The 25,502-nt window shown below is 59.8% G+C and carries 21 protein-coding genes; 11 read left to right on the top strand and 10 right to left on the bottom strand.

What is annotated here, in order from left to right:
- Nucleotides 1–123 precede the first annotated feature (123 nt).
- Entirely contained in the window at nucleotides 124–3,261 is a 3,138-nt protein-coding gene (locus tag J2W17_RS07400; protein ID WP_307331568.1) for a transglycosylase domain-containing protein, read from the top strand.
- 145 nt (nucleotides 3,262–3,406) lie between these two features.
- On the opposite strand, the gene J2W17_RS07395 is transcribed toward J2W17_RS07400, so the two are convergent.
- The 6 genes from J2W17_RS07395 to J2W17_RS07370 form a co-directional block, all read right to left on the bottom strand.
- On the bottom strand, nucleotides 3,407–4,666 hold the full coding sequence (locus J2W17_RS07395) for a hypothetical protein (protein ID WP_307331565.1): 1,260 nt from the start codon (nucleotides 4,664–4,666) through the stop codon (nucleotides 3,407–3,409).
- Nucleotides 4,667–4,718: 52 nt separating this feature from the next.
- The gene (locus J2W17_RS07390) at nucleotides 4,719–5,219 is read right to left on the bottom strand and encodes a CS1 type fimbrial major subunit (protein ID WP_307331561.1); all 501 of its coding nucleotides are present in this window, start codon (nucleotides 5,217–5,219) and stop codon (nucleotides 4,719–4,721) included.
- Nucleotides 5,220–5,309: 90 nt separating this feature from the next.
- A complete protein-coding gene (locus J2W17_RS07385; protein WP_307331558.1) occupies nucleotides 5,310–6,053 on the bottom strand; it encodes a molecular chaperone in 744 nt (247 codons plus the stop codon).
- Between the two features lie 43 nt (nucleotides 6,054–6,096).
- Nucleotides 6,097–6,309: a hypothetical protein gene (locus J2W17_RS07380; RefSeq protein WP_307332420.1), complete on the bottom strand. Its 213-nt coding sequence runs from the start codon at nucleotides 6,307–6,309 to the stop codon at nucleotides 6,097–6,099.
- A gap of 3 nt (nucleotides 6,310–6,312) precedes the next feature.
- Complete coding sequence (locus tag J2W17_RS07375) at nucleotides 6,313–8,838, bottom strand: CS1-pili formation C-terminal domain-containing protein (RefSeq protein ID WP_307331555.1); 2,526 nt, start codon at nucleotides 8,836–8,838, stop codon at nucleotides 6,313–6,315.
- Between the two features lie 106 nt (nucleotides 8,839–8,944).
- Nucleotides 8,945–9,433 (bottom strand): CS1 type fimbrial major subunit, encoded by a 489-nt coding sequence (locus J2W17_RS07370; RefSeq protein ID WP_307331551.1) that lies wholly within the window; start codon nucleotides 9,431–9,433, stop codon nucleotides 8,945–8,947.
- A 518-nt stretch (nucleotides 9,434–9,951) separates the two neighbouring features.
- Between J2W17_RS07370 and J2W17_RS07365 the strand changes: the two genes are divergently transcribed.
- Together J2W17_RS07365 and J2W17_RS07360 are read left to right on the top strand one after the other, a co-directional pair.
- A complete protein-coding gene (locus tag J2W17_RS07365; RefSeq protein ID WP_307331548.1) occupies nucleotides 9,952–10,533 on the top strand; it encodes a PadR family transcriptional regulator in 582 nt (193 codons plus the stop codon).
- Entirely contained in the window at nucleotides 10,530–11,315 is a 786-nt protein-coding gene (locus tag J2W17_RS07360) for a siderophore-interacting protein (RefSeq protein ID WP_307331545.1), read from the top strand. Before J2W17_RS07365 ends, J2W17_RS07360 begins: the two co-directional genes overlap by 4 nt.
- Nucleotides 11,316–11,430: 115 nt before the next feature.
- Here J2W17_RS07360 and J2W17_RS07355 read toward each other — a convergent pair whose 3' ends face one another.
- On the bottom strand, nucleotides 11,431–12,072 hold the full coding sequence (locus J2W17_RS07355) for a Pr6Pr family membrane protein (protein ID WP_307331542.1): 642 nt from the start codon (nucleotides 12,070–12,072) through the stop codon (nucleotides 11,431–11,433).
- A 2-nt stretch (nucleotides 12,073–12,074) separates the two neighbouring features.
- Complete coding sequence (locus J2W17_RS07350; RefSeq protein ID WP_007944895.1) at nucleotides 12,075–12,305, bottom strand: VF530 family protein; 231 nt, start codon at nucleotides 12,303–12,305, stop codon at nucleotides 12,075–12,077.
- 389 nt (nucleotides 12,306–12,694) lie between these two features.
- On the opposite strand from J2W17_RS07350, the gene J2W17_RS07345 reads away from it, so the two are divergent.
- The 8 genes from J2W17_RS07345 to cmoB all read left to right on the top strand — a co-directional run bounded on the left by J2W17_RS07345 (nucleotide 12,695) and on the right by cmoB (nucleotide 23,484).
- Nucleotides 12,695–14,077 (top strand): carbohydrate porin, encoded by a 1,383-nt coding sequence (locus tag J2W17_RS07345; protein WP_307331533.1) that lies wholly within the window; start codon nucleotides 12,695–12,697, stop codon nucleotides 14,075–14,077.
- Between the two features lie 225 nt (nucleotides 14,078–14,302).
- Entirely contained in the window at nucleotides 14,303–16,714 is a 2,412-nt protein-coding gene (locus J2W17_RS07335; protein ID WP_307331530.1) for a glucose/quinate/shikimate family membrane-bound PQQ-dependent dehydrogenase, read from the top strand.
- Nucleotides 16,715–17,075: 361 nt separating this feature from the next.
- Nucleotides 17,076–19,493, top strand: coding sequence for an endopeptidase La (lon, locus tag J2W17_RS07330; protein ID WP_307331528.1), 2,418 nt, complete (start codon nucleotides 17,076–17,078; stop codon nucleotides 19,491–19,493).
- Between the two features lie 523 nt (nucleotides 19,494–20,016).
- Nucleotides 20,017–20,409 (top strand): hypothetical protein, encoded by a 393-nt coding sequence (locus J2W17_RS07325; RefSeq protein WP_307331524.1) that lies wholly within the window; start codon nucleotides 20,017–20,019, stop codon nucleotides 20,407–20,409.
- 130 nt (nucleotides 20,410–20,539) lie between these two features.
- On the top strand, nucleotides 20,540–20,932 hold the full coding sequence (locus tag J2W17_RS07320) for a protease inhibitor I42 family protein (RefSeq protein WP_307331521.1): 393 nt from the start codon (nucleotides 20,540–20,542) through the stop codon (nucleotides 20,930–20,932).
- 2 nt (nucleotides 20,933–20,934) lie between these two features.
- Nucleotides 20,935–21,570, top strand: coding sequence for a lysoplasmalogenase (locus J2W17_RS07315; protein WP_307331517.1), 636 nt, complete (start codon nucleotides 20,935–20,937; stop codon nucleotides 21,568–21,570).
- Between the two features lie 181 nt (nucleotides 21,571–21,751).
- Complete coding sequence (cmoA, locus tag J2W17_RS07310; RefSeq protein WP_307331515.1) at nucleotides 21,752–22,531, top strand: carboxy-S-adenosyl-L-methionine synthase CmoA; 780 nt, start codon at nucleotides 21,752–21,754, stop codon at nucleotides 22,529–22,531.
- Nucleotides 22,528–23,484 carry a tRNA 5-methoxyuridine(34)/uridine 5-oxyacetic acid(34) synthase CmoB gene (cmoB, locus tag J2W17_RS07305; protein WP_307331512.1) on the top strand — a complete coding sequence of 319 codons (957 nt, stop codon included), beginning with the start codon at nucleotides 22,528–22,530 and terminating at the stop codon, nucleotides 23,482–23,484. The genes cmoA and cmoB overlap by 4 nt, the downstream gene beginning before the upstream one ends.
- 143 nt (nucleotides 23,485–23,627) lie before the next feature.
- Here the strand turns inward: cmoB and tadA are convergent, their stop codons facing one another.
- On the bottom strand, nucleotides 23,628–24,125 hold the full coding sequence (gene tadA, locus J2W17_RS07300) for a tRNA adenosine(34) deaminase TadA (protein ID WP_307331509.1): 498 nt from the start codon (nucleotides 24,123–24,125) through the stop codon (nucleotides 23,628–23,630).
- Nucleotides 24,125–25,501 carry a multicopper oxidase family protein gene (locus tag J2W17_RS07295; protein ID WP_307331504.1) on the bottom strand — a complete coding sequence of 459 codons (1,377 nt, stop codon included), beginning with the start codon at nucleotides 25,499–25,501 and terminating at the stop codon, nucleotides 24,125–24,127. Before J2W17_RS07295 ends, tadA begins: the two co-directional genes overlap by 1 nt.
- Nucleotide 25,502: the final 1 nt, after the last annotated feature.

Genomic DNA, 25,502 nt, shown 5'->3' with positions numbered 1-25,502 from the left:
CCTCCACCGCCGGCCCATTCTCCGGTCGAACGATCGAGAATTCTCACAATTTTTTCACCAACGCCAACCACCGTCTAAGCTTGAAACAAGTCCGATCAATCTGCGGGAATGGATCAGTCGACTATGGGCGCTTTATGGCAAACCGATACGAGTAAAACTGTGGTTCCGACTGAACGAGTGGATGAAGCGCCTTTACCTGAAAAACCTGGTGGCTCCCGGCATGGCTGGGGGGCATTCGGGTTGCTGCTGCTGATTATCGCGATTGTCGTGGGGCTGGCGGCTGCCAAGGAAATGCGCACCTCGAAATTTCAATCCCGGGAAGTCAGCAAATTTGCCTCGTCCCTGAAATATGAGATGCAACCGGGCCCCAGCGACGCCATTCACTACCCCGGCGCCGGGCCTTTTGATATGCGTCTCGGCTACAGCTCCCTGGATGAGTTCCTGCCACGGCTGCTCAAGCGTGACTACGTCATTGCCTCGCAAACCCGCTTCTCCGAAGCGCTGATGAACTACAGCGACAAGGGCTTTTTCGTGCCCTACCCAGAGAAAATCCAGGCAGGATTGTCGATCACCGATTGCCGTGCGGCACCGCTTTACCAGTACAAATACCCGCAACAACTTTACTCGAGCTTTGAGGCGATCCCGCCGGTGGTGGTCAACAGCCTGCTATTCATTGAAAACCGCTTCCTGCTCGACCCCCATCAGCCCCAGGCCAACCCCGCCGTGGATTGGCCTCGGTTCGGCATGGCGGCCTGGTCCCAGGTCGCAAAATTGTTGCACCTGCCGGGCCAGTCGGCGGGCGGCAGTACCCTGGCGACGCAGCTTGAGAAATACCGGCACTCGCCCGACGGCCTGACCGTTTCTGGCGCGGAGAAAATTCGCCAGATGATCTCCGCCAGCGTGCGCGCCTATCAGGCCGGCCCGGATACCCTTGTGGCCCGGCAGAATGTGATTCGCGATTACCTCAACAGCGTACCCCTGTCGGCCGTTCCGGGTCATGGTGAAGTGCATGGCATGGCCGAGGGTCTGCGCGTCTGGTACGGCGCCGACTTCAATGAGGCCAACGCACGGCTGAACAGCGCCGCGACAGACCCCAAAAGCATGGCGGAAAAAGGCCTGGCCCTGCGTGAAATGCTGTCGCTGATGATTGCCCAGCGCCGCCCATCACATTATCTGACCAAGGGCCATGATGAATTGGCCAGCCTCACCGACAGCCACCTTCGCCTGCTGGCCCAGAATGGCGTGATCGATGCGCCCCTCGCGAAAGCGGCCTTGGCCAGCAAGGTGACTTACCGCGACTGGCTGACCCAACCCACTATCCAGCCGATCGAAACCAACAAGGGCATCAGCGTGGCGCGCAGTCGTCTCGGCGGGTTGCTCAATCGTCCGCTGTACGACCTCGATCGCCTCGATCTCTCGGCGACCAGTACCTTGCAAGGCGATCTGCAAGCCCAGGCCACCGAGTACCTCAAGCATCTGGCTGACCCGGCCTACGCGGCACAGATCGGCTTGATCGGTGAACGCCTGCTGACCCCCACCAGCACCACGCAGGTGCGCTACAGCTTCACCCTGTTTGAACTGACGCCAGACGGCTCACGGGTGCGAGTGCAGACCGACAGCACCGACCAGCCGTTCGATATCAATGAAGGCAGCAAACTGGAATTGGGCTCCACGGCAAAAATGCGCGTGCTCACCACCTACCTGCAGATCATCGCCGAGCTGCACGATAAATACGCCACGATGACCATCCCGGAACTGAAGAAAGTCGACGTCCCGGACCAGGACCGCCTGAGCCGCTGGGCGGTCGATTACCTGATCCAGAATAAAGACCGCAACCTGTCGGCCATGCTGGGCGCCGCGCTGGACCGCAAATACTCCGCCAGCCCCGGCGAAGCCTTTTTCACCGGTGGCGGCCTGCACACATTCGTCAACTTTCGCAAGGAAGACAACGGCCGCCTCCCGACGCTGCGCGATGCCCTGCGAGAGTCGATCAACCTGCCGTTCATTCGGCTGATGCGCGATCTGGTGCGCTACACCACGTATTCCGGTCCCAACAACAGTGCCGAACTGCTCAAGGACGATCGCGACCCGCGGCGTCAGGAATACCTGGCCTCGTTCGCCGACCGTGAGGGCACCTCGTTCCTGCTGAAATTCTGGAAGAAGTACAAGACCAAGGACACCCGGGCGCGGCTCGAGACTTTCCTCGACGGCATGCGCCCGACCCCGATTCGCATGGCCGCCGTGCATCGTTATCTATTCCCCCAGGCCAACCAGGAAAGCTTCAACGCCTTCGTGCGCTCGCACCTCAAGGGCGCCAAGCTCAGCGAAAAACTCACCGACGAACGCCTTGAGCGGCTGTACCTGAGTTACGGACCCGGCTCCTATGACCTGCCGGACCAGGGTTTCATCGCCAAGGTGCACCCGCTGGATCTGTGGCTGATCGGCTACCTGTTGAATCACCCCGACGCCAAGTTCAGCCAGGTGGTCAAAGCCAGCCAGTTCGAACGCCAGGAGGTCTACAGCTGGCTGTTCAAAAGCCGGCACAAGGGTGCCCGCGACAGCCGCATCCGCACCATGCTGGAGATCGAGGCGTTCCTCGACATTCACCAGCGCTGGCAGAAAGTCGGCTACCCCTTCGATCACCTGGTGCCGTCACTGGCCACCGCCATCGGCAGCTCGGGCGATCGCCCGGCAGCGCTGGCCGAACTGATCGGCACCATTCTCAACGACGGGGTACGGATGCCGACGCTGCGTATCGACAGCTTGCACTTCGCGGCGGACACGCCATATGAAACCCGACTGATCAGTAATCCGGACGCCGGTAAACGGGTGATGCCGTCCGAGGTGGCCACGGCGATGCGCGAAGCCTTGTCGCAGGTGGTGGATGCCGGTACCGCCAAACGGGTGTCCGGCAGTTTCATCACGCCCGACGGCAAACCATTGGCCATGGGCGGCAAGACCGGCACCGGCGACAACCGCATCGAAGCCATCGGTTCCGGCGGGCGGATTCTGAGCTCGAAGTCGATCAACCGCACGGCGACCTTTGTGTTCTTCATCGGCGACACCCACTTCGGCACCATGACCGCGTTCGTGCCCGGGCGCACGGCGGAAGCGTTCAAGTTCACCTCGGCGTTGCCGGTGCAAGTTCTCAAGGGCATGGCGCCGATTCTGACGCCGTATCTGCAACCAGGCAGCGCTTCACAATGTCATCCGGTGGAAGGTTCGTCCGTCGCTGCGGCCGACCCGACATCGCACCGCTGAGTTTTCCTTGCTGCAGGTGGTATTTAAATATTTTTCAGATTCGAAGATTCAACGGTTTACCCCTCGCGCCTAAGAGCCATTGATTGATCCTGGGCCAGCCCCAAGTGTCTTCCACTCGGGGTTGGTTTTCCATCCGGTACAGTGTTCAGCCTACTTCCGAATCCCAGATAACCGTGACATTGCCCGAATAGCTTCGGGCGCCCCCCGGCTTGAGCATTTCCTCAACCGCGTCACGGGCCACTTCAAAATGCAGGGTACCCGGCTTGCGATCCAGGTAAACGCTTGGCTGAAACAGCTCTGTGCCAATGCCATCACGCCGCAGTGGACGACGATTCACCGGTTGCCCCGCCGAATCAGCCAGCCCGGCAGGCAGCGTGACACTGACTTCGAGCGGCACCGGATGGCCGGTAGTCGGTTCCCACAGTGCACAATCGTTACCGATGGCGTATTGGCATTGCAGGTTCATCTTGAAGCGACTCGACGCTGTAATATTAAACGTCTGATCGCGGAACAAACGTGCGGGTTTACGCCCCTGGTTCAACCAGGATTGCCAGCCGCCTTTTGGCTCCAGGATGACGCGATTGCCACCGGGGGGAATGTCGACTTTCAGGGTGTGCTGCACATCCAGAAAAAAGTTCAGGGTCAGCAGGTTGTCTGCCGGGATCATGACGTCACCCATGTCGAAATCCTGACGTGGACCGACGTGGTACGTAATAGACCCGGTGTACTCACCGGAAGTCATTTGCAGCGGATCCGGAGCGCGCAGTTCATAGGCGTATGTAAAGAACAGATAACGCATGGCAAGCGGAATATCGAATTTCGCCTTCTTGCTGCAAACCCCGGCCCCCTCGGGGACTATCCAGAAACTGTTGTAGCCATACTCACCAGCAGTGACCGTTCCCACACCCCGGCAGGGTGGCGGCGCCCAGACCCAGGCTCCGCCTTCCCATAAATCATCCCACCATCGCCCCCCGGTTAATTCGCGCACCGGAAGCGGAAGTGCTGTTTCATGACCAATACCGGCAATCCTCAACTGCAGTATTTTTGTATCACCCGAAGTATGAGTGACCGTCACGTTCCGCCATTCGGAAGGTACTTTGGCCATCCCTCCCTGACGTGGATCGGCATGATTGGCCAGGATTGGCGCATTGGCCGTGAACGGAATCCGGGCGATCAGGCTGAACATGCCTATGGGTTCACAGGCCGTTGGTATCTGACGGCAAAACCCCTCCGATGGCGTCTGATTCTTGAACAGGTTTTTCTGCGGATTCGCCGAATCCGGCTGAAACGTGGCCCTGATGTCGTGCACCTCGGCCCGCACTTCAGCGGCGCCCAGAGCCAACAACAGGCCGATACACAACCACCCATTCCACCGTTTAAAGCATTGCCTGTTAATCAAATTCATTGTCTTCCCTACCTGAAGCTGAGTCTGGACATCCTGATACCGGGCCACGTCTTCACGCCCCTGGCGCCCTGGCGCTGAACAACAACAGTACGTTGCCGCTGTAATCACCGGGACGGTAGCCCCCGGCCGGTTTAATGGGAGCAATCTCCAACATCGCCCGCATGCCCGTTGCCGCGTCGGCCACCGACACCACTTGCCGTGGGTTAATGTCAGGGCTCAACTCCACACCGTTGAAACTTACCCGCAATGCAATGTCGTCATCCGGCCTGCCGTTCGACAGGTAAGGAGCGGCTTCCAGACGGGCCTCGATCGCGCTGGTGTCATGTCGCACATCGAAATTCTTGCGCACGCTGCTCAGGGTCGAGTTCGAGAGGTTCCAGTTCAGGCGCTGTGGCCGGTGAATCCAGTCCGGTTCGGCCGGGATCACATAAAACGCGAGCGTCGGGATAGTTACCGACACATCGAAGGTGTGCTCTTCCCGCGCAGCCCAGGACAAAGAGCCCGTCAGTACGGTGATTGCCGTCAGCGCGACGGCGGCGCATTGCTTGATCATGTTCGTTACCCGTTGCGTCAATGGAAAGCCCACAGGGTTTTGCGGTGATATCCAGATTGAATTTCAGCCATGAAAAGAACACCCAAAGGCCTAGCGGCCGGCGATCTTCAGGACTTTTTTGTTGTCGCCTTCAATCAGGAAGAACCGGTATTCACGGCCTTTTTCCTTGTCGAAGCCAAATGTCTTGCCGGCCATGACGTGGTGTTTAGTGGTCGCCCCGCAGTCGGCTTCATTGCTCAATGAGCAGCTTTTGAACTCGTCGACGATGACCACCGTGTTGCCGTTGTTGCGCAACTCATAGCGGTCGGCGGTGTCATTGACGGCGGTCTCGAAACGGGCGTCTTTGGGTCGCACGAAAAACACGGTGCCGAAACCGGTCATCACGTTGACCCCGGCCGACAGGTTCTTTTTGTAGTCTTCACGCTCTTCAGCAGAGACCGCGAACTCATCTTCCTTTTCCGGTACCACCGGCACGAACCGCACACGGAAATAGCGCTCACGGTCGCGCTCGCCCAAGTACAAAAGACGGGTGCCCTGCATGCCCTGGGCCGGCACGATCAGCCGCGCCGGGCTGGCCATCACGCCATTGCGCGACGCACCATCGGCGGCGGTCTCCACCGGGATTTCCTTCGGCAAGCCGTCGGCGTCATAGACGATTTCGAGTACGTTGACCTTGACGAACGCGGTGCTGTCACCGCTGTTGAACACCCGTTTCAGGTAGGTGCTTTTATCTGCGTCCAGATAGTCATACACGGTGCCGACGTTGATCTGCGGTCCGGCCTGAACCGTCAGGGAATACATACAGAACAGACACATCCACAACAGACGCTTCATTGATCTTTACCTCATAAAAATAAAAGATGACCGACCCTGAAGGTCAGACCACGCAATCCCGGATCACGGTGATAGTGCCCTTGACAGGTCGGCCCTCCAGTCGCACTGGCTTGCGACCATGCTCCAACCAGCCTTGCCAACCGCCTTGGGGTTCCAACAAGACTTTGTTGCCACCGGGCGGAATCTGATTCGCCGCCCCTACCGAAGGCAGCGCCAGTGCCATCAACAATCCCAGACAACAGGTAGACCTCTTCATATTTCATCCCGCCTTCTGTTCGGTAGCCGTGACGTCGGCCAGGGTGTCCGGCGTGCAGCGCAGATCACCGATCATCAACACGTTGTTTTCACTGCGGTGACGACTCGCGTCGAGCCGGAACTGACACAGCAACTGATTGCCCTGGCGTACTTCCAAAGTCGGCGAGCCGGCGTTCATTTCCATCGAGAAGAAGCCATCGACTTCGGTCACTCCGCGGCTGGCGTGGTTGATCACGTGATGGCCCTTGAGCGGTCGCCCCTGCGCGTCGACCAGCCGGCCGAGCACGGTCAGGGTTTTCATCACGCGGATCTTGCGGTATTCCACCCCGCCCTTGTTCAGGTGATAGCGGGTGCGCGCCGGCTCGATGGTCGCCGCCGGGACATGGTTGCCCTCGAAGTCGAAACTCACCGAACTGTTCTGATAGGCCGTGATCGGGATGAAGTTGCGCCCTGGCCTCAATGCGGCGCTGCCGCCGCTGTAATCGTCGGCGCGCAGGGCAATGTCATCGATGTCCGATTCCACATCGACAATCAGCCCGGCGCCGCGCATCTCGTGCTGGCTGGTCAGTATCATTTGCTCGCCGCCAATGGCCAGGGTGCTGTCCAGGTTCAGGCCGCCGGTGTAGTTACCGTTGTAGGACGAGCGCTGGATAAACCCATCGCCATTGATCTGGTCGGTGCGAAAGTTCGCCAGGCTGGACAGGCCGACGCCATAAGTGTCGGTGAGCGCGGTGACCGAGACGCTTTGCAGCACGTGATCTTTCAGGTCCTTGCGCCAGCCGATCGAGGCGTTGTTGTCGCGACCGCCATCGCGCGCCGTACGCGAACCGATGCTGCCGGTGATCTGCTGGCCAGGCGCGCCCAATGCCAGGTTGATGCTCAGGTCGACCCCACGATTGCGCGCACTGCCGCTGCTGTAACTGCCGGGCCGGTCGAACAGCGACAAACGCCAGTTGCCATCGCTGCCAAACAGCAAGGTGCGCTGATTCCAGCCCAGGTCCAGGCCGACGCCTTCGACGTTGCCCTCGCTGTGGGAGACCCGGGCATTGATCGAACTTTTGCTGCTGAGCCGATGGTTCAGCGCCAGGGATGAGTTGCTGGTCTCGCCGACGAAGACATTGCGCTGGCGGATCCGGGTGCCGTCCGGCAGGGTTTCGTAGAGGTTGGTGGTGTCCAGCCAGCTGCGGTTGTGACTGATCACCACGCTACCGGCGCCATAGTTATAGAGGCTTTGCAGATCGAGGCCGGTGCCATGATCCTGGGTCTGATATACGTTGGCGTACAGGCTGATGTGATTGGCCAAAGTCCAGTCGATGGAACTGCCGTATTGCAGTTTTTCGCGAATCTGCCGCGCCGACAGCCCGAGAATCACCCGCGGGTGCATCAGGTAGTTGACCGAGGCACCTGCCGTGGGACTGCCGCTGGACTGTTGATCCCAGTTGCTCAGCAGCTTGGTTTCTTCCCCGGCGAACAGGTTGTAGCGCCAGCGATCGTCGAGGTTGCGCCAGTTGCTGGGCTTATACACCAGCTCCTGGGTGGTGGAGGTGATCTGGCCGTCTTCGACCAGGCGCACTTCCACTTCGTAGATGCCGCCGGGCAACGGACGCGTGTCGAGGGTCTGCAAACCGGCGGGCACCGACTGGGTATTGATCAACAGGCCGTCACGATAGATCTCCACCGAACCCTGGCGATTGGCCGTGACATAGATCGGATAGACGCTGGGCATCGGCGTGTTGATCGCCAGGCTGTCGGAGCTGCCGTACATGACGCCGACGGCGGTATCGGGGCTGGTGCCAAACGTGCGCGGTTGGCGGGTCAGCCCTTCGGAATTGGGGGTGAAATAGCCCAGGCGCAGAAAACTGCCTTGCAGTTCGCGCTGGGTGTGGAGCTCATGCACCGCGTGATAAAGCTTGTCATCGGGACCGCCAAGGCGGGCCAATTGCATATTGAACGTCTGGCTCCAGTTGCCCAGGCTGGCGCTGGCTTCCAGGCCGAAGCGACCACCCGGATCCTGATCCTGGCCGCCATTGAGGTTGAGCTGGTTACGCACCATCAGGCCGCTGCTACCGCCAGCGGGCTGCTCGTAATAACGCTTGGCTTCAACATCGCGTTCAGCGTTTTCGGTCAGGATAGAGACCAGCGAATTTTCCAGGTTGTAGTGCACAGCCAGCACCTGATCCGGACATGAACCGGTGCAATTGCCCAGCGCCACACCCGGCTTGAGATAACTCGCCCATTTTTCCCGCTCGGCGGGGCCGAAACGGTTGTCACTGGTGTCAGTAAATTCGAGCAGGGTGATGCGATCGTCACGGGACAGCACCACCATCGCCTCCCCCAATGGCTGCTGGTCGAGTTCCACCCGAACAGCCAGAGGCACATCAAAAAAATGCTCCTCGAAATCCGCCGGCAGGCCTTTGGCCTGGGCCAACAGACTTCGCGGTGTCGTTCCGGCGGGAGAAGCTGGAGCCGCCACTGCACTGGCACAAAACAACAGCGCAAGCGCAGCCGCGATGGGTGTCATCGGGAACATGAACTCTTACTCTGATTACGAACAGTTGAAGTCCGGCGGACATACAGGGTGTATGCCCGCCGGTTAACGCCACCTTGGGAGATGACGTTTCAGGCCAGCAGGACGCTTAGAGTGCTACGGGTGGAACAGCGTCGAATACCATTGCGACGACACCGGTGTAGTCGCCTGGAGCGGGGGTCGCATCAGTTGAGCTGATACGCAGCGCGGCGCGGTAGTTCACATCGGACTCTGCTTCGCCAACTACCATTTGTGGCGTAGTCGTCAATTCCTTGCCATTGAGCTCTACTTTCAGATCGATGGTGTCAGCGCCGGAAATCAACTTGGGAGCGGTGACAACACTGGCGTGGACAGAGCCGTTATTGTTGCGAACATCAAAGAACCCCTTGACCTCGTCCATCTGGCCGGTGCCAGGATTGTGGTCCATGCGCTGATCCTTGCTAATCAAGTCCGGGTCGGTTGGTACCACGTAGAACCCGTTGGTCGGCACGTGCGCGACGATGCTGATGGAGTGAGCCGCTTCACCTGCAGCGAATGCACCCGAGGAACCCAGTGCCAGAAGAGCCAACGGAGCAGCGATTGCGAATTTCTTGAACATGTTCAGTACCTGTTTTCTTGATGAGGTTCGGTTCATTAAAAGTTCAAACAACCCATGCCCCTGACGTGGCATGTTGCTTTGAACTTTCAATGCCGGGGCATCATCGACTGTTCGATCCGGGAAGTAAGCAGGCAACTTCCGATGAACGTGTAGTTCAACGACCTCAGAGCTAGAAAGAAAAATACACAAAAAACTTAAATATGAAACAGTGACTGTAAGTTGCGACCTACATACAGTTTAGTTGAAAAAACCATACAGCGTTTTCGGTCAAATAACATGGGCATTTACGGCTTTTCTAGAATATTAACTCAAATATAATTAGAGCAATAACTTCAAATACACCAGAAGAGTCTGTCCGTACGAAAAAAGCGCTCGTCCAGTGGAAATTACTCGGTAAATCGAGCGTTGAAACAGGCGGACCACTCGTCGGCGGTGGCTAGCCCTCTGGCAAAAATGTCTTGCGTGCGATTTAAGATATATCTTAAGTTGTATCTAAACACGACGAGAGAAGCAGAAAAATGAGAGACCATCATTCCCCCCACCGCGAACATGGCGACGGCCGCGACGGCTTCGAAAAACGCCCGGGGCCCGGCCGCGAGCGTGGTGGACGTGGGCCCCGCGTCTTCGCCCCCGGCGACCTGAAACTGCTGTTGCTGGCACTGATCGCCGAACAGCCGTGTCACGGCTATGACCTGATCCGCCAGATCGAGAACATGTTCGACGGCGCCTACAGCCCAAGTCCTGGCGTGATCTACCCGACCCTGACCTTTCTCGAAGAAAGCGAAATGATCCTGGGCGACGCCGAAGGCGGCAAAAAGCGCTACTGCGTCACCGACGCCGGACGAGCTTCATTAAGCGAGCAGGCGATTGCGCTGGACGGTGTACGTATGCGCATCGACGTCAGCAAGCGCTCGCTGCGCGGGCAGGACCGCCCGGCCGAAATTCACGAAGCGGTGCACAACCTGCGCCATGCCTTGCACATGCACCATGGTCGCTGGAGCCCGGAAGAAATCATTCGGGTCAGCACACTGCTCAACGACGCGGCCAAGCGCATCGTCGAGGGTCCCACCCTGCAACCTGCCCGGGAGAGCGCCGAATGAGTGCTGTCGATACCCAAACCATTCACCGCGTCATGCATGAAATCAAGCGCCGTCGGCTGCAAGTCCTGCGGGTGGTCGACCTGACCCCGCGCATGCGCCGGATTACCTTGGGCGGCCCGGAACTGGCAGGCTTCGTCAGCCTGGGCACCGACGATCACGTCAAACTGCTGTTCCCACAGAACGCGGCGGAACAGGCGACCCTGGAAACCCTGGTACTCGGTGCCGGCAAAGACCACGGCCCGATGCCGGCCATGCGCGACTACACCCCGCGGCGTTATGACCTCGACACGCTGGAGCTGGACATCGACTTCGTACTGCACGGCGACGGGCCGGCCGCGACCTGGGCCGAACAGGCCACACCCGGTCAGTTCCTGCACATCGGCGGGCCCAAGGGGTCGATGATCGTGCCGGATATCTTCGACAGCTACCTGCTGATCGGCGATGAGACCGCCCTGCCCGCCATTGCCCGGCGTCTGGAAGGCCTGACCGCCAACCGGCGGGCCCTGGTGATCGTGGAAGTGGAGAACGGCGCCGAACAGCAAAAGCTCGACAGCCCGGCGCAGGTCGACGTGATCTGGGTCTTGCGTGAAGGCGGCAGGAACAGCCTGCTGACCACCGTGAAAGAACTGCAAGTGCCCGGTGGCAACCTGTACGCCTGGGTGGCGACCGAAAGCAAAGTGTCCCGGCAGATTCGTCGGGTGTTGCTGGATGAGCATGGGCTGGACGAACAGTTCGTCAAAGCGGTGGGCTATTGGCGGCTGGATGACACTAGCGAAGACTGAACACAACCCCTTGTAGGAGCTGGCTTGCCAGCGAAGGCGGTGTGTCAGTTGAAATTTACGCCGGCTGACACACCGCTTTCGCTGGCAAGCCAGCTCCTACAGGGGGCCAGGTGATTCAGGGATTACGCCGCCACCGATCCAGGCCAATCACCAGCAAGGCAATCAGTACAAACCCCACCAACAATCCACCCGCATTCACGAACACCTGTGGATAACCCAGCTTGTCGACATTGATGAACGGATACGGATAAGCCGCCAGCAAATGCCCCCGCAGCAACGCATATGCGAAGTACGCCAGCGGATAGATCAACCACAGCGCGATGTGCCATAGACGCAAGGTGCCTTTGGGCACACAGCACCACCACCAGCCCAGAAACAGCAGCGGCATCACATCATGCATCAACTCGTCAGCCAGGAACTGCCAGCCTTCGGGGTGCCATAAATGGCGCAGCAACAGGCTGTAGGCCAGCCCCACCAAAGCCATGCTCACCGCAATGCCACTGCTCACCGCCGGCCGCAGAAACCAGCGTCGCGCCGCCGACTCGCGGGAGGTCAGCTCACACGTCAGCACAGTCGCCACCAGTGTGTTGGTCAGCACGGTGAAATAGCTGAAGAAACTCATCAGCCCGCCAAGCAGGCTGGCCTCGATACTCCAGCGCAGGTACATAATCAGGTACAGCTGGATGCTCAATCCCGCCCAGCCGAGCAAGGCAGCCACGGCCACGAAGCGATGCCGCGCGGCAGACGGGCGGGCCATGTTCAGACCGGACGCTTGGTGCGCATCAACTTCACGTACAAACGCTCGACCTTCTCCCGCGCCCACGGGGTTTTGCGCAGGAAGGTCAGGCTCGATTTGATGCTCGGGTCGCTCTTGAAGCAGCGAATATCGATGCGCTCGGCCAGCCCCGACCATTCGTAGTGCTCAACCAGGGCATTGAGGATCTGCTCGAGCGTCACGCCGTGCAGCGGGTTGTTGTTCTGTTCGGTCATGCCAGGCCTTCGAGCGAAGTGGGAATTGGAAGCCGCGCACATTAGCCGAGGGCTTCATCCGGGGAAAGCGATCTGTGCGCTATCTCATAAATGTAGGCGAATCTGTAGGAGCTGGCTTGCCAGCGAAAGCGGTGTGTCAGTTGATAGATGTGCTGGCTGACATGGCGCTTTCGCTGGCAAGCCAGCTCCTACAGGGGATCTCGGTGGATATGGGATTTGCGTATCTGCCGACTGTTACCAATTCCGAAAAGCAGCATGTCAGTAAAAGCCCTTTCTCTATTTGTAACAGGACATTATCCTTACACCCGCCAAAGCTGAAACGCTTCTGCCGCCCGCTTCATCCTGCTGCTTTCAGTTCATCCCAGAAAAAGATCAAGAATTCCTTCTCTATGCCTTATTTTCAATCTTCGCGAGACAGCGCTGTCTGCACGACTGTTGCCAGTCGAAACGCCCTGAACATAATCAGCGGTTTCGCCGCTTTAAGCCTCGCCACTTGCGTCCATGCGGCCCCGGCTTTCGACAGTGATTCGCCGTGGATGCTCGGCGACTGGAATGGCACGCGCACCGAGCTATCGGAAAAAGGCTACGACTTCAAAGTCGATTACACCGGTGAAATGGGCAGCAACCTGCACGGCGGCTACGACCACGATCGCACCGCCCGCTACAGCGATCAGTTCGGCTTCGGCACCCACCTGGACTTGCAGAAGATCCTCGGTTGGGACGACGCCGAATTCCAGCTGACCATCACCGAGCGCAGCGGCAACAACATCAGCAACGACCGGATCAACGATCCACGGGTCGGTGGCTTCACCTCGGCCCAGGAAGTCTGGGGCCGTGGCCAGACCTGGCGCCTGACGCAGATGTGGTATCAGCAGAAATTCTTCGACCAGAAGCTCGACATCAAGGTCGGTCGGTTTGGCGAGGGCGAGGACTTCAACAGCTTTGCCTGCGATTTCCAGAACCTGGCGTTCTGCGGCTCCCAGGTCGGTAACTGGGTCGGGGGCATCTGGTACAACTGGCCGGTCAGCCAATGGGCGATGCGGGTTAAATATCACCTGACGCCGGAACTCTACGCGCAGGTCGGCGCTTACGAGCAAAACCCGTCGAACCTTGATCGCGACAACGGTTTCAAGCTCAGCGGCAGTGGCACCCAGGGCGCGATCCTGCCGGTGGAACTGGTGTGGTCGCCAAAGCTCAATGGCCTGCCGGGTGAATACCGCGCCGGTTACTACTACAGCAACGCCAACGCGACCGATGCCTACAAGGACAGCAATGGCCAGCCGGCGGCCCTGAGCGGCGAGGCTTACCGTAGCGCGTCGAGCAAGCACGGCGTATGGCTCGGTGTGCAACAGCAACTGACCAGCCGCGCCAGCGACCACTCCCGCGGCTTGAGCGTGTTTGCCAACGGCACGATGCACGACAAGAAGACCAACGCCATCGACAACTATGTCCAGGCCGGCGTCGTCTACAAAGGCCTGTTCGATGCCCGCACCCGGGACGATATCGGTTTTGCCGTCGCACGGGTCCACGTCAACCCGGCCTATCGCAAGAACGCCGAGGCAAGCAACCAGGCTCGCGCGGTATCCGATTACGACGACCCGTCGTTCCTGCCACCGCAAGACACCGAATACAGCGCCGAACTCTATTACGGCGTGCACGTCACCAACTGGCTGACCGTGCGCCCGAACCTGCAATACATCCGCCACCCCGGTGGCGTGGACCAGGTCGATGACGCGCTGATTGGCGGGATCAAGATCCAGTCTTCGTTCTAACCAACCCCGTAACCCCCCTGTAGGAGCGAGCTTGCTCGCGATGGTCGTTAACGAAAACGCTGGGAACCTGACACCCCGCGGCGTTCTCAGGTTTTTCGCGAGCAAGCTCGCTCCTACAAGGGGACGCATCAACCGAACCATTTTTATCTGAACCCTGCCCGCACAGGATCGTCATCTACAGTGAACTTGCGCGGGACTTCTTAAAACGTCACGGAGAACCACACTATGAGCACTGATGGTGCTTTGAGTCGAAGCCGTCTGCTGCCGAGCCTGCTCGGCGTCCTGCTTCTGCTAATGGGCCTGGCCATGCTGGCCGGGGGGATCAAGCTGAGCCTGCTCGGCGGCTCGCTGTATTACCTGCTGGCCGGCATTGGCCTGGCACTCACCGGCGTGCTGCTGATTGCCGCACGCCGCGCTGCGCTGGGCCTGTACGCACTGGTGTTGTTCGCCAGCACGGTGTGGGCCCTGTGGGAAGTCGGCCTCGACTGGTGGCAACTGGTGCCGCGCCTGGCCATGCTGTTTGCGCTGGGCATCGTCATGTTGCTGCCATGGTTCCGTCGTCCGCTGTTGCGTGCAGGCGCCGCGCCGATGGGCACAGGCGCCCTGAGCGTGGCCGTGGTGCTCGCGGGTGCCACTGCATTGGCCAGCCAGTTCACCAACCCCGGTGAAATCAAAGGCCAACTGGACCGCGACAGCGTGCCGGGCATGACCAACACCGCCCCGGCCATGCCGGACGGTGACTGGAATTCCTACGGCCGCAGCGCCCACGGCGATCGTTACTCGCCACTGGCCCAGATCACCCCGCAGAACGTGAACAAACTGGTACCGGCCTGGACCTACCGCACTGGCGACCTGCCAGGGCCGAACGACCCGGGTGAAACCACCGCCGAAAACACCCCGCTGAAAGTCAACGGCATGCTCTACGTGTGCACGCCGCACAGCCAGGTCATCGCCCTGGACCCGGACACCGGCAAGGAAATCTGGCGTTTCGATCCGAAGCTCTCCACCCAGAACGCGGAGAACTTCAAAGGTTGGGCGCACATGACCTGCCGCGGCGTGACCTATCACGATGACGCCGTCTACGCCTCCGAGCAGAGCCCGACCGGCACGGCCAGCACCACGCCCGTCAGCACCGTCTGCCCACGTCGCATCTTCCTGCCGACCGCCGATACGCGCCTGATCGCCCTCGACGCCGACACCGGCAAGATGTGCGAAGACTTCGGCGACAAAGGCCAGGTCGATCTGCGCGCCAACATCGGCGGCTTTACCGCCGGCGGTTACTACTCCACCTCGCCACCGGCGGTCACCAAGGACCTGGTGGTGATTGGCGGCCACGTCACCGACAACGTCTCCACCGACGAGCCCAGCGGCGTGATCCGCGCGTTCGACGTGCACACCGGCAAACTGGTGTGGAATTGGGACAGCGGTAACCCGGACGACACCACGCCGATTGCCGAAGGCGAGGTCTACACCCGCAATTCGCCGAACATGTGGTCCATGTTCGCCGTCGACGAAAAGCTCGGCATGCTCTACCTGCCGATGGGCAACCAGACCCCGGATCAGTTCGGTGGCGATCGTACGCCTGAATCGGAATTGCACGCCGCGGGCCTGACCGCCCTCGACATCGCAACCGGCCAGGTGCGCTGGCACATGCAATTCACCCACCATGACCTGTGGGACATGGACGTCGGTGGCCAGCCCACCCTGATGGACCTGAAAACCGCCGACGGCGTGAAGCCGGCGGTACTGGCGTCCACCAAGCAGGGCAGCATCTACGTGCTGGACCGCAGCACCGGCGAACCGATCGTGCCAATCCACGAAGTGCCGGTGCCACAAGGCGCTGTCGAAGGTGACCGCACCTCACCGACCCAGCCGAAATCCGAGCTGAACCTGATGCCGCCGCCGCTGCAAGAGCGCGACATGTGGGGCGTTACCCCGTTCGACCAGCTGATCTGCCGGATCGACTTCAAATCCATGCGCTACGACGGTCCGTTCACCCCGCCGTCGCTGCAAGGTTCGATCGTTTACCCAGGCAACTTCGGCGTGTTCGACTGGGGCGGCATCGCGGTTGACCCGGTGCGCCAGATCGCTTTCGTGAACCCGAGCTACATGGCGTTCAAATCGAAAATGATCCCGGCCTCGGAAATCGCCGCCCAAGGCCCGCGCAAAAGCGAAACCGAAGGCGTGCAGCCCAACAAAGGCGCGCCTTACGGCGTGGTCCTCGAAGCACTGCTGTCGCCCATGGGCCTGCCATGCCAGGCACCGGCCTGGGGCTATGTGGCAGCGGTCGACCTGACCACCAGCAAAACCATCTGGATGCACAAGAACGGCACCGTGCGCGACAGCTCGCCGGTTCCGATTCCCCTGAGCATGGGCGTGCCAAGCCTGGGCGGGACCTTCACCACTGCCAGTGGCGTGGGCTTCCTCAGCGGCACCCTTGACCAGTACCTGCGGGCCTATGACGTGAAAAACGGCAAGCAACTGTGGGAAGGCCGCCTGCCCGCCGGCGCGCAAACCACGCCGATGACCTACACCGGCAAGGACGGCAAGCAGTATGTGCTTGTGGTTGCCGGCGGTCACGGGTCGCTGGGCACCAAGCAGGGTGACTATGTGATGGCGTTCAAACTGTCCGAGTAAGTTTTAGCGACAGTCAAAACCAAAGGCGACTCCTGCGAGGGGGTCGCCTTTTTTTGTGAATACACATCCCCTGCAGGAGCTGGCTTGCCAGCGAAAGCGCCCTCTCAGTCACCATCAACATTGCATGGTAAACAGCCTTATTTTCCGCCCACCCCCTCAAGTCTAAACATACAAGCGAGCCTGCTCGCGATGGTCCTCAACGATAACGCGCCCGGCCTGATGCCCCGCGGCGCTCTCAGGTTTTTCGCGGCCAGGCTCGCTCCTACAGTGGTCGAAGCGAATACCTTGAATTAATCGCGACCATTGAAACCACCCTCCACCTGCCCCATCTAAGACCCATACTCCATTGCGCAGGTGCCCCATGAGCGACCAGCAAGAATTCCCTGAAGACCCCAGCGAATACGCCGACCCGGAGAACGTTGAACATCACTCCACCGGCAAGGGCCTCGCCCTCCCAGGCCAGAACCTGCCGGACAAGGTCTACATCATCCCGATCCACAACCGCCCGTTCTTCCCGGCCCAGGTACTGCCAGTCATTGTCAATGAAGAACCCTGGGCGGAAACCCTGGATCTGGTGAGCAAATCCGATCACCACTGCCTGGCCCTGTTCTACATGGACACGCCCCAGGAAGACCCGCGCCACTTCGATACCTCGGCCTTGCCGCTCTACGGCACGCTGGTCAAGGTGCACCACGCCAGTCGCGAAAACGGCAAACTGCAATTCGTCGCCCAGGGCCTGACGCGCGTACGCCTTAAGACCTGGCTCAAGCACCATCGCCCGCCGTATCTGGTGGAAGTCGAATACCCGCATCAGCCCGCCGACCCCACCGACGAGGTCAAGGCCTACGGCATGGCGCTGATCAACGCGATCAAGGAGCTGCTGCCGCTCAACCCGCTGTACAGCGAAGAGCTCAAGAACTATCTCAATCGCTTCAGCCCCAACGACCCGTCGCCGCTGACCGACTTCGCCGCCGCCCTCACATCGGCGACGGGCAGTGAACTGCAGGAAGTACTCGACTGCGTGCCGATGCTCAAGCGCATGGAAAAAGTCCTGCCGATGCTGCGCAAGGAAGTCGAAGTCGCACGCCTGCAGAAAGAAATTTCCGCCGAGGTTAACCGCAAGATCGGCGAACATCAGCGGGAATTCTTCCTCAAGGAACAACTGAAGGTCATTCAACAAGAGCTGGGGCTGACCAAGGACGACCGTAGCGCCGACATCGAACAGTTCGAGCAGCGCCTGGAAGGCAAGGTGTTGTCCGCCCAGGCGCAAAAACGCATCGTCGAGGAAATGAACAAGCTGTCGATCCTCGAGACCGGCTCGCCGGAGTACGCGGTAACCCGCAACTACCTCGACTGGGCCACCTCGGTGCCCTGGGGCGTGTACGGCGAAGACAAACTCGACCTCAAGCACGCGCGCAAGGTGCTGGACAAACACCACGCCGGCCTCGACGACATCAAGGACCGCATCCTCGAGTTCCTCGCGGTCGGTGCCTATAAGGGCGAAATCAGCGGTTCCATCGTGTTGCTGGTGGGCCCGCCGGGCGTGGGCAAGACCAGTGTCGGCAAATCCATCGCCGAATCCCTGGGCCGGCCGTTCTATCGCTTCAGTCTCGGCGGCATGCGCGACGAGGCCGAAATCAAGGGCCATCGCCGCACCTACATCGGCGCGCAGCCGGGCAAACTCGTCCATGCGTTGAAAGACGTTGAAGTGATGAACCCGGTGATCATGCTCGACGAGATCGACAAGATGGGCCAGAGCTACCAGGGCGACCCGGCTTCGGCGCTGCTGGAAACCCTCGACCCGGAACAGAACGTCGAATTCCTCGACCACTATCTGGACTTGCGTCTGGATTTGTCGAAAGTGCTGTTCATCTGCACCGCCAACACCCTGGATTCGATCCCCGGCCCGTTGCTGGACCGGATGGAAGTGATTCGCCTGTCGGGCTACATCACCGAAGAAAAGATCGCCATTGCCAAGCGTCACCTGTGGCCCAAGCAGCTCGAAAAAGCCGGTGTGTCCAAGGGCAGCCTGGCCATCAGCGACAGCGCATTAAAAGCCTTGATCGACGGCTACGCCCGTGAAGCCGGGGTGCGGCAGCTGGAAAAACAACTGGGCAAACTGGTGCGCAAGGCCGTGGTGAAGTTGATCGACGACCCCAAAGCCGTGATCAAGCTTGGGCCGAAAGACCTCGAAGCCTCCCTCGGCCATCCGGTATTCCGCAACGAACAAGTGCTGTCAGGCACCGGCGTCATCACAGGGCTGGCCTGGACCAGCATGGGCGGCGCGACGCTGCCGATCGAAGCGACGCGGATTCACACCTTGAACCGTGGCTTCAAACTCACCGGGCAACTGGGTGATGTGATGAAAGAGTCAGCGGAAATCGCCTACAGCTACGTCAGCTCCAACCTGAAGTCGTTTGGCGGCGATCCGAAATTCTTCGACGAAGCTTTCGTGCACCTGCACGTTCCAGAAGGCGCCACCCCGAAAGACGGTCCGAGCGCGGGCGTGACCATGGCCAGCGCCCTGCTGTCCCTGGCCCGTAATCAACCGCCGAAGAAAGGCGTGGCCATGACCGGCGAGCTGACGCTGACCGGGCATGTCCTGCCGATAGGCGGGGTGCGTGAGAAAGTCATTGCGGCGCGGCGGCAGAAGATTTTCGAATTGATCCTGCCGGAGCCGAATCGCGGCAGCTTTGAGGAGTTGCCGGATTATTTGAAGGAAGGGATAACGGTGCACTTTGCCAAGCGCTTTGCGGATGTGGCGAAGATCTTGTTCTAAGCGGATCAAGCGCAACTGAAATGGCCAGACTTGCTGTCTGGCCATTACTATTTTTTCGCCGAACAACAATACATACATTAAAATCAACGTCTTTTACAACCTGTTAGTTCTAACAGTATTCCATCGCCGTTGCAGCCTGTAACTTAAAGCACCTGACACCCTTGAAGAGAAAACCTCATGGATATCAAGGAACGAAGAAATCTTGTCGATCATTGCACCTGGCACAATAAAAACGCCTTCGTCTGAAAACGCCAGAATACTCCGGCACATTGGGCGTAGTCTTTCAAGACTAACAAAACCGTAAATCTATATCCGAAGTCGTGTTTTTTTCTACCTGAAAAACAAAACGGGCAGTTAATCCGTTTCTCGCATCGTGCCTAGAAATTAATTTATTATCGCGATTGGTTTTAAACAACTGACAGAATTGACAGTATCCACTCCCATCACCTCGCATTACACTTACCTCACCCCAAACAACAATTAACAAATTAACAAATTAACAAATTAACAATGAGGCTATTACATGACCACTGAATCACCCACTAAAAGAACGGCTACCGGTTACTTCAACGCAAAAGGCGACAACTTTGAAACATTCAACAGCGAGAAAGTTTTGGTGGATTCTGCCCCAGGTAACCTGCAGATCGAGGGATCTATAGGTAGAGGCTCGCTTGAAGGTCGAATATTCCTGTTGCTTATTGACCCCAGCACTCTACCCGGGGAACAGGATTTTATATTTGGTGGGGATGGGAAGATGAGATACGTTCAATACCAAGACAAGCTTGGAACAGTATCCGCACTGTCTGGCAAGTTCAATGCGATCCTTAACAACACGACTAAAAAACATCGTATAACTTTTAATTTGGAGTTTGGCCGAATAGGCAATATAGCCGGTGAGATCGACGTCAGCGAATAAAGCCAGGTTTGATTTTATCCCACGCACCAGAGCCGATGCGTTAGCATTTTCTTCCAATCGGCTCTTGTCACAATTTGTCTCATCTTCAGCTATGCTCGCCGTTCGTCGTGAACGCCGGAGCTACCGCCCTATGTCCCCCACCCGCCTGTTGGTCCCCCTCGCCCTCGCCTTGCTGGCCGCTTGCGCCACGCAGCCGAAACAGAACCTGACCGTGGAAAAACAAAGCGCATGCCCGGCGAAGCTGCACAGCGGGCAGACCCTGATCCTGAGCCTGCCGAGCAACCCGACCACGGGTTATCGCTGGGCGATCCAGGACTCGGCCGGTGGCGTGTTGCGTGCGCTGGGTCCCGAGGTGTACAGCAACCCGGAAGACGCTGGCGTGGTGGGCGCTGCCGGGGTTTCGACCTGGCGCTTCCAGGCGTTCGCCAACGGTACCGGGCGCTTGCGCCTGACGTCCCAGCAGCCTTGGGCACCGGAAGTGCTGCCGGTGGAGACCTTCGATTGCGCGATCTCGGTTAACTGATAATGGGCTGGCTGATTCTGGCGCTGATGGGGGCGGTGACATTTCTCTACGGCCTGAGCGTCCACGCCACGTTGCTGTGCCTGTTGGTGAAGCCCTTGCCGGTGCTGGCCCTCCTCGGCTGGCTGCACGACGCACCGCCCAGCGAGTATCGACGCTGGATCAGCCTTGGATTGATGCTCTCCCTGCTCGGCGATGTGTTGCTGGCGTGGCCGGGGGATTTGTTTGTGTTTGGCCTCGGGGCGTTTTTGCTGGCCCACCTGGCTTATCTGAAAGCTTACTTGAGTGATTGTCGGCGGTTGGCATCGGTACCGCTGATCGTCGCTTTGGGCGTCGGCGCGGTGCTGCCGGGGATGTTGATTGCCAATGGGCTCGGCTCCATGCTGGTCCCGGTGATCGTCTATGGCCTGGCCATCAGCGCCATGCTCTGGAGAGCGCTGGCCCGCCTTGGCAGCGACGTGCCCAAACGCTCGGCGCTGTTGGCGGCGGCGGGTGCGGTAGCGTTTGTGTTTTCCGACAGCGTGATCGGTATCGATCGGTTTGTTGCGCCGTTCCATGCGGCGCCCTACGTCATTATCCTCAGCTATTGGCTGGGGCAATGGGGAATCACAGCCTCGGCGTTCACTCAGAAACCGCGCTGAACCCTTCGCGAGCAAGCCCACTCCCACATTTTGTTCAGTGAACACATTTTCTGTGTCCGACTCAGAACCATTGTGGGAGCGGGCTTGCTCGCGAAAGCGGTATTCCTGAACACACAGACCTCAGAACCTACCCCACCGGTTTATCAGACAACCCGCGCATCCCCCCGTCAATTTGGCTAAAATGCCGGCCTTTTCCACCCAAGCCGCTGGAACCGCCGTGAGCAAAGAACCCGATCGCCTATTCGCCCAGCCTTTGGCCCAGGTGCCCGACTTCGCCTTCAATGAAGACGTGGTGCGGGTGTTCCCGGACATGATCAAGCGCTCGGTGCCGGGTTATCCGACCATCGTCGAAAACCTCGGCGTGCTTGCCGCGCAGTTCGCCCAGCCCAACAGCGTGCTCTACGACCTGGGCTCGTCCCTCGGCGCCGTGACCCAGGCCTTGCGCCGCCATGTGCGCACCGACGGTTGCCGGGTGATCGCTGTGGATAACTCCGCGGCCATGGTCGAGCGCTGCCGCGAGTACCTCAACGGCCAGGACTCGATGTTCCAGGAGTTGCTGCCCGTCGAAGTGATCGAAGGCGACATCCTCGCCCTGCAGTTCCAGCCGGCTTCGGTGGTGGCGCTGAATTTCACCCTGCAATTCATCGCCCCGGACCAGCGCACCGCGTTGCTGTCGCGCATCCGCCAGTCGCTGCTGCCCGGCGGCGCGCTGATTCTGTCGGAGAAGCTGCGCTTCAACGACCCCGAAGAACACGCGCTGCTCACCGACCTGCACGTGGCCTTCAAGCGCGCCAACGGCTATAGCGAACTGGAAATCGCCCAGAAGCGCAGCGCCATCGAAAACGTCATGAAGCCCGACAGCCTCGAAGAACACCGCGAGCGCCTGCTGGCTGCCGGATTCTCGAAAGTCGTGCCGTGGTTCCAGTGTCTTAACTTTGCCTCGTTGATTGCCTTGCCATGATTGATCTGTCCCCCCTCGCCCGCCGACTGGCCGGTACCCCCCTGGCTGACTGGGCCAACACCCTGCAGGCGCAACTCGACAAGAAAATGGAAAAGGGTCATGGCGACCTGGAGCGTTGGCAGAGCGCGCTGGACGCCTTGCCAAAGATCCAGCCGAGCGAAGTCGACTTATTGAACGGCCTGAAGCTCGATACCGATTGCGACGATGGGACCCGCGTGCAGATGCGCACCGCATTGATGGGGTTGTCGCCGTGGCGTAAAGGGCCGTTCGATCTGTTCGGCGTGCATGTCGATACCGAATGGCGTTCGGACTGGAAATGGTCGCGGGTCGCACCGCACTTGAACCTAAAAGGCAAACGCATCCTCGATGTCGGCTGCGGCAACGGCTACTACATGTGGCGCATGCTCGGCGCCGGTGCCGACAGCGTGATCGGCGTCGATCCGAACTGGCTGTTCTTCTGCCAGTTCCAGGCGGTTCAGCGCTACCTGTCCGAGCCCAATGCCTGGCACCTGCCGTTTCCCTTCGAGGATCTGCCGGCCAATCTGGAAGGCTTCGACACGGTGTTTTCCATGGGCGTGTTCTATCACCGCCGCTCGCCGATCGAGCACTTGCTGGCGCTGAAGGACTGCCTGGTCAAGGGCGGTGAACTGGTGCTGGAGACGCTGGTGATCGAGGGCGATCGGCAGCAGGTACTGGTCCCGGAAGATCGGTACGCGCAGATGCGTAATGTGTGGTTCCTGCCCTCGGTGCCGGCGCTGGAGCTGTGGTTGCGGCGTGCCGGGTTCAGCGATGTTCGCTGTGTGGACGTCAGCACGACCAGCGTTGAGGAACAGCGTGGGACGGAATGGATGAAGTATCAGTCGCTGAGCGATTTCCTTGATCCTGAGGATCACAGCAAGACGATTGAAGGTTTGCCGGCGCCGATGCGGGCGGTGATTGTCGCCCGCAAGTAAAACCCAATCTCCGCCCTAATGGAGATCCCCCTGTGGGAGCGAGCCTGCTCGCGATGGACGTGAACGATGACGCGTCCTGTCTGGATTATCGCGCCGCCTTCAAGTCCATCGCGAGCAGGCTCGCTCCTACAAAGGTTTGGTGTTCAGTCTGCGGGTTTTGCGCGGCGGGCTTTGAAGAACTCGCTTAAAACCGCCCCGCATTCCTCCGCCAACACCCCGCCTTCAAACAGCACCCGGTGATTCAAAAAACCCTGGGTAAAAAACTGCCCCTGACTCTGCACAATCCCCGCCTTCGGCTCCAGCGCCCCATACACCACCCGCGCAATCCGCGAATGCACGATCAGACCGGCGCACATGCTGCACGGTTCAAGCGTCACGTAGAGCGTGCTGCCGGGCAAACGGTAATTGCTCGCGGCCTGGGCGGCGGCGCGGATCGCGACCATCTCGGCATGGGCGCTGGGGTCGTTGCCGCTGATCGGGCAGTTGAAGCCGCGACCGATGATCTCGCCGTCCTGGACCAGCACCGCGCCCACCGGCACCTCGCCCAGCGCGGCACCTTGGGCGGCGAGCGCCAGGGCTTCACGCATGAAATCGCGATCACGGCTGCGATCGATGATCGCCATGGGACGAATCTGCCGCATCACGCCACCTCTATGGCGGCCATGAGGCCGGTTTCCATGTGATCGATCACATGGCAATGGAACATCCACACCCCCGGATTATCCGCCACCAACGCCACCTGTGCGCGCTCGTTCTTGCCCAGCAGGTAGGTGTCGGTGAAGTACGGGATCACCTTGTGCCGGTTCGAGGCGATGACCTTGAAGCTCATGCCGTGCAGATGAATCGGGTGCTGGTACTGAGTCATGTTCTTCAATTCGAAAATGTAGCTTTTGCCCTTTTCAAGCTTGGCAATCGGGCGGTCGGCGCAGGTCTTGTCCGTAATGTCCCAGGCCTTGCCGTTGATCTGCCACAGGCTCGGCGGCCTGCCGTTGTCGACGTTCACCGACACCGAACCCACCCATTCGAAATTGAAGTTGAGTTTCTCTGCATTGGCCAGGTCCGGCTCCGCCACCGGGTTGGCCGGCAGCGCAGGTGGCCACGGGGTCGGTGCATCGGTGTTTGCCACCGAACGCAAGGTGCCCAGGCGTACCGGGCCATTGCGCAGGGAAAGTTCTTCACCGGCTGGCGGCGCCTTGATCGCCAGACAGATTCGCATGCCAGGACCGAGCCAGTATTCCTTGCCCAACGGCCGCGGTTCGATGGGATTGCCGTCCAGCGCGTAGATCTGCGCTTCCACCCCTGGGATGTTGAGGCGGTAAGTCAGGGTGTTATCGAGATTGAGCAGGCGGACGCGGGTGATCTGCCCGGCGGGCAAGTCGATCACCGCTTGTGCGACGCCGTTGATGGTCGCCAGACGCCCCGCCGTGCCGCCACGGGCCGCTTCACGAGGAATGCTGAAGGCAACGAACGCGCCTGTTTCATCGACGTGCCAGCTCTTGAGGCTCAGGGTCTTCTCGTACTTGAAACCGGTGGGCTCGCGTTCTTCGATGATCAGCGGACCGACCAGGCCGCGACCCAGTTCTTCACTGCTGTTTACGTGCGGGTGATACCAGTAGCTGCCAGCGTCGGGCACGCGGAATTTGTAGTCGAAGTATTCACCCGGCAACACCGGAAGCTGCGACACATAAGGCACGCCGTCCATTTCCAGCGGCAGGCGGATGCCGTGCCAGTGGATGGTGGTCGCGACCGGCAGGTGATTGATGAAACGCACCCGCAGCCATTCACCCTGACGCACGCGCAACTCGGTGCCCGGCGCCGACGGGCCGAACGCCCAGGCTTCGGTTGTGTGCCCGGCCACCAGCTCGACGTCCAGCGGTGCGGCGATCAGCTCATAGTCGTGGCCCGCGTCGGCGTCCGCCATCTTGCCCAGCCAGTACCGCGACGCGCCCCCCGCTCCGACACCAACGACAACAAGACCGGCCAGGCCACCGAGGATTTGGCGACGGGTAAAGGACATG

It is taken from the genome of Pseudomonas lini, from assembly GCF_030812475.1.
In the GTDB taxonomy this organism is placed as follows: Bacteria; Pseudomonadota; Gammaproteobacteria; order Pseudomonadales; family Pseudomonadaceae; genus Aquipseudomonas; species Aquipseudomonas lini_A.
The sequence above is the reverse complement of the archived record's forward strand: the minus strand, read 5'-3'. Positions and strand labels throughout refer to the sequence as shown.

Bases quoted from the DNA above. Each gene is read 5' to 3' on its own strand.
- J2W17_RS07400 (WP_307331568.1), top strand. From the start codon at position 124: ATGGGCGCTTTATGGCAAACCGATACGAGTAAAACTGTGGTTCCGACT.
- J2W17_RS07395 (WP_307331565.1), bottom strand. From the start codon at position 4,666: ATGAATTTGATTAACAGGCAATGCTTTAAACGGTGGAATGGGTGGTTG.
- J2W17_RS07390 (WP_307331561.1), bottom strand. From the start codon at position 5,219: ATGATCAAGCAATGCGCCGCCGTCGCGCTGACGGCAATCACCGTACTG.
- J2W17_RS07385 (WP_307331558.1), bottom strand. From the start codon at position 6,053: ATGAAGCGTCTGTTGTGGATGTGTCTGTTCTGTATGTATTCCCTGACG.
- J2W17_RS07380 (WP_307332420.1), bottom strand. From the start codon at position 6,309: ATGAAGAGGTCTACCTGTTGTCTGGGATTGTTGATGGCACTGGCGCTG.
- J2W17_RS07375 (WP_307331555.1), bottom strand. From the start codon at position 8,838: ATGTTCCCGATGACACCCATCGCGGCTGCGCTTGCGCTGTTGTTTTGT.
- J2W17_RS07370 (WP_307331551.1), bottom strand. From the start codon at position 9,433: ATGTTCAAGAAATTCGCAATCGCTGCTCCGTTGGCTCTTCTGGCACTG.
- J2W17_RS07365 (WP_307331548.1), top strand. From the start codon at position 9,952: ATGAGAGACCATCATTCCCCCCACCGCGAACATGGCGACGGCCGCGAC.
- J2W17_RS07360 (WP_307331545.1), top strand. From the start codon at position 10,530: ATGAGTGCTGTCGATACCCAAACCATTCACCGCGTCATGCATGAAATC.
- J2W17_RS07355 (WP_307331542.1), bottom strand. From the start codon at position 12,072: ATGGCCCGCCCGTCTGCCGCGCGGCATCGCTTCGTGGCCGTGGCTGCC.
- J2W17_RS07350 (WP_007944895.1), bottom strand. From the start codon at position 12,305: ATGACCGAACAGAACAACAACCCGCTGCACGGCGTGACGCTCGAGCAG.
- J2W17_RS07345 (WP_307331533.1), top strand. From the start codon at position 12,695: ATGCCTTATTTTCAATCTTCGCGAGACAGCGCTGTCTGCACGACTGTT.
- J2W17_RS07335 (WP_307331530.1), top strand. From the start codon at position 14,303: ATGAGCACTGATGGTGCTTTGAGTCGAAGCCGTCTGCTGCCGAGCCTG.
- lon (WP_307331528.1), top strand. From the start codon at position 17,076: ATGAGCGACCAGCAAGAATTCCCTGAAGACCCCAGCGAATACGCCGAC.
- J2W17_RS07325 (WP_307331524.1), top strand. From the start codon at position 20,017: ATGACCACTGAATCACCCACTAAAAGAACGGCTACCGGTTACTTCAAC.
- J2W17_RS07320 (WP_307331521.1), top strand. From the start codon at position 20,540: ATGTCCCCCACCCGCCTGTTGGTCCCCCTCGCCCTCGCCTTGCTGGCC.
- J2W17_RS07315 (WP_307331517.1), top strand. From the start codon at position 20,935: ATGGGCTGGCTGATTCTGGCGCTGATGGGGGCGGTGACATTTCTCTAC.
- cmoA (WP_307331515.1), top strand. From the start codon at position 21,752: ATGCCGGCCTTTTCCACCCAAGCCGCTGGAACCGCCGTGAGCAAAGAA.
- cmoB (WP_307331512.1), top strand. From the start codon at position 22,528: ATGATTGATCTGTCCCCCCTCGCCCGCCGACTGGCCGGTACCCCCCTG.
- tadA (WP_307331509.1), bottom strand. From the start codon at position 24,125: ATGCGGCAGATTCGTCCCATGGCGATCATCGATCGCAGCCGTGATCGC.
- J2W17_RS07295 (WP_307331504.1), bottom strand. From the start codon at position 25,501: ATGTCCTTTACCCGTCGCCAAATCCTCGGTGGCCTGGCCGGTCTTGTT.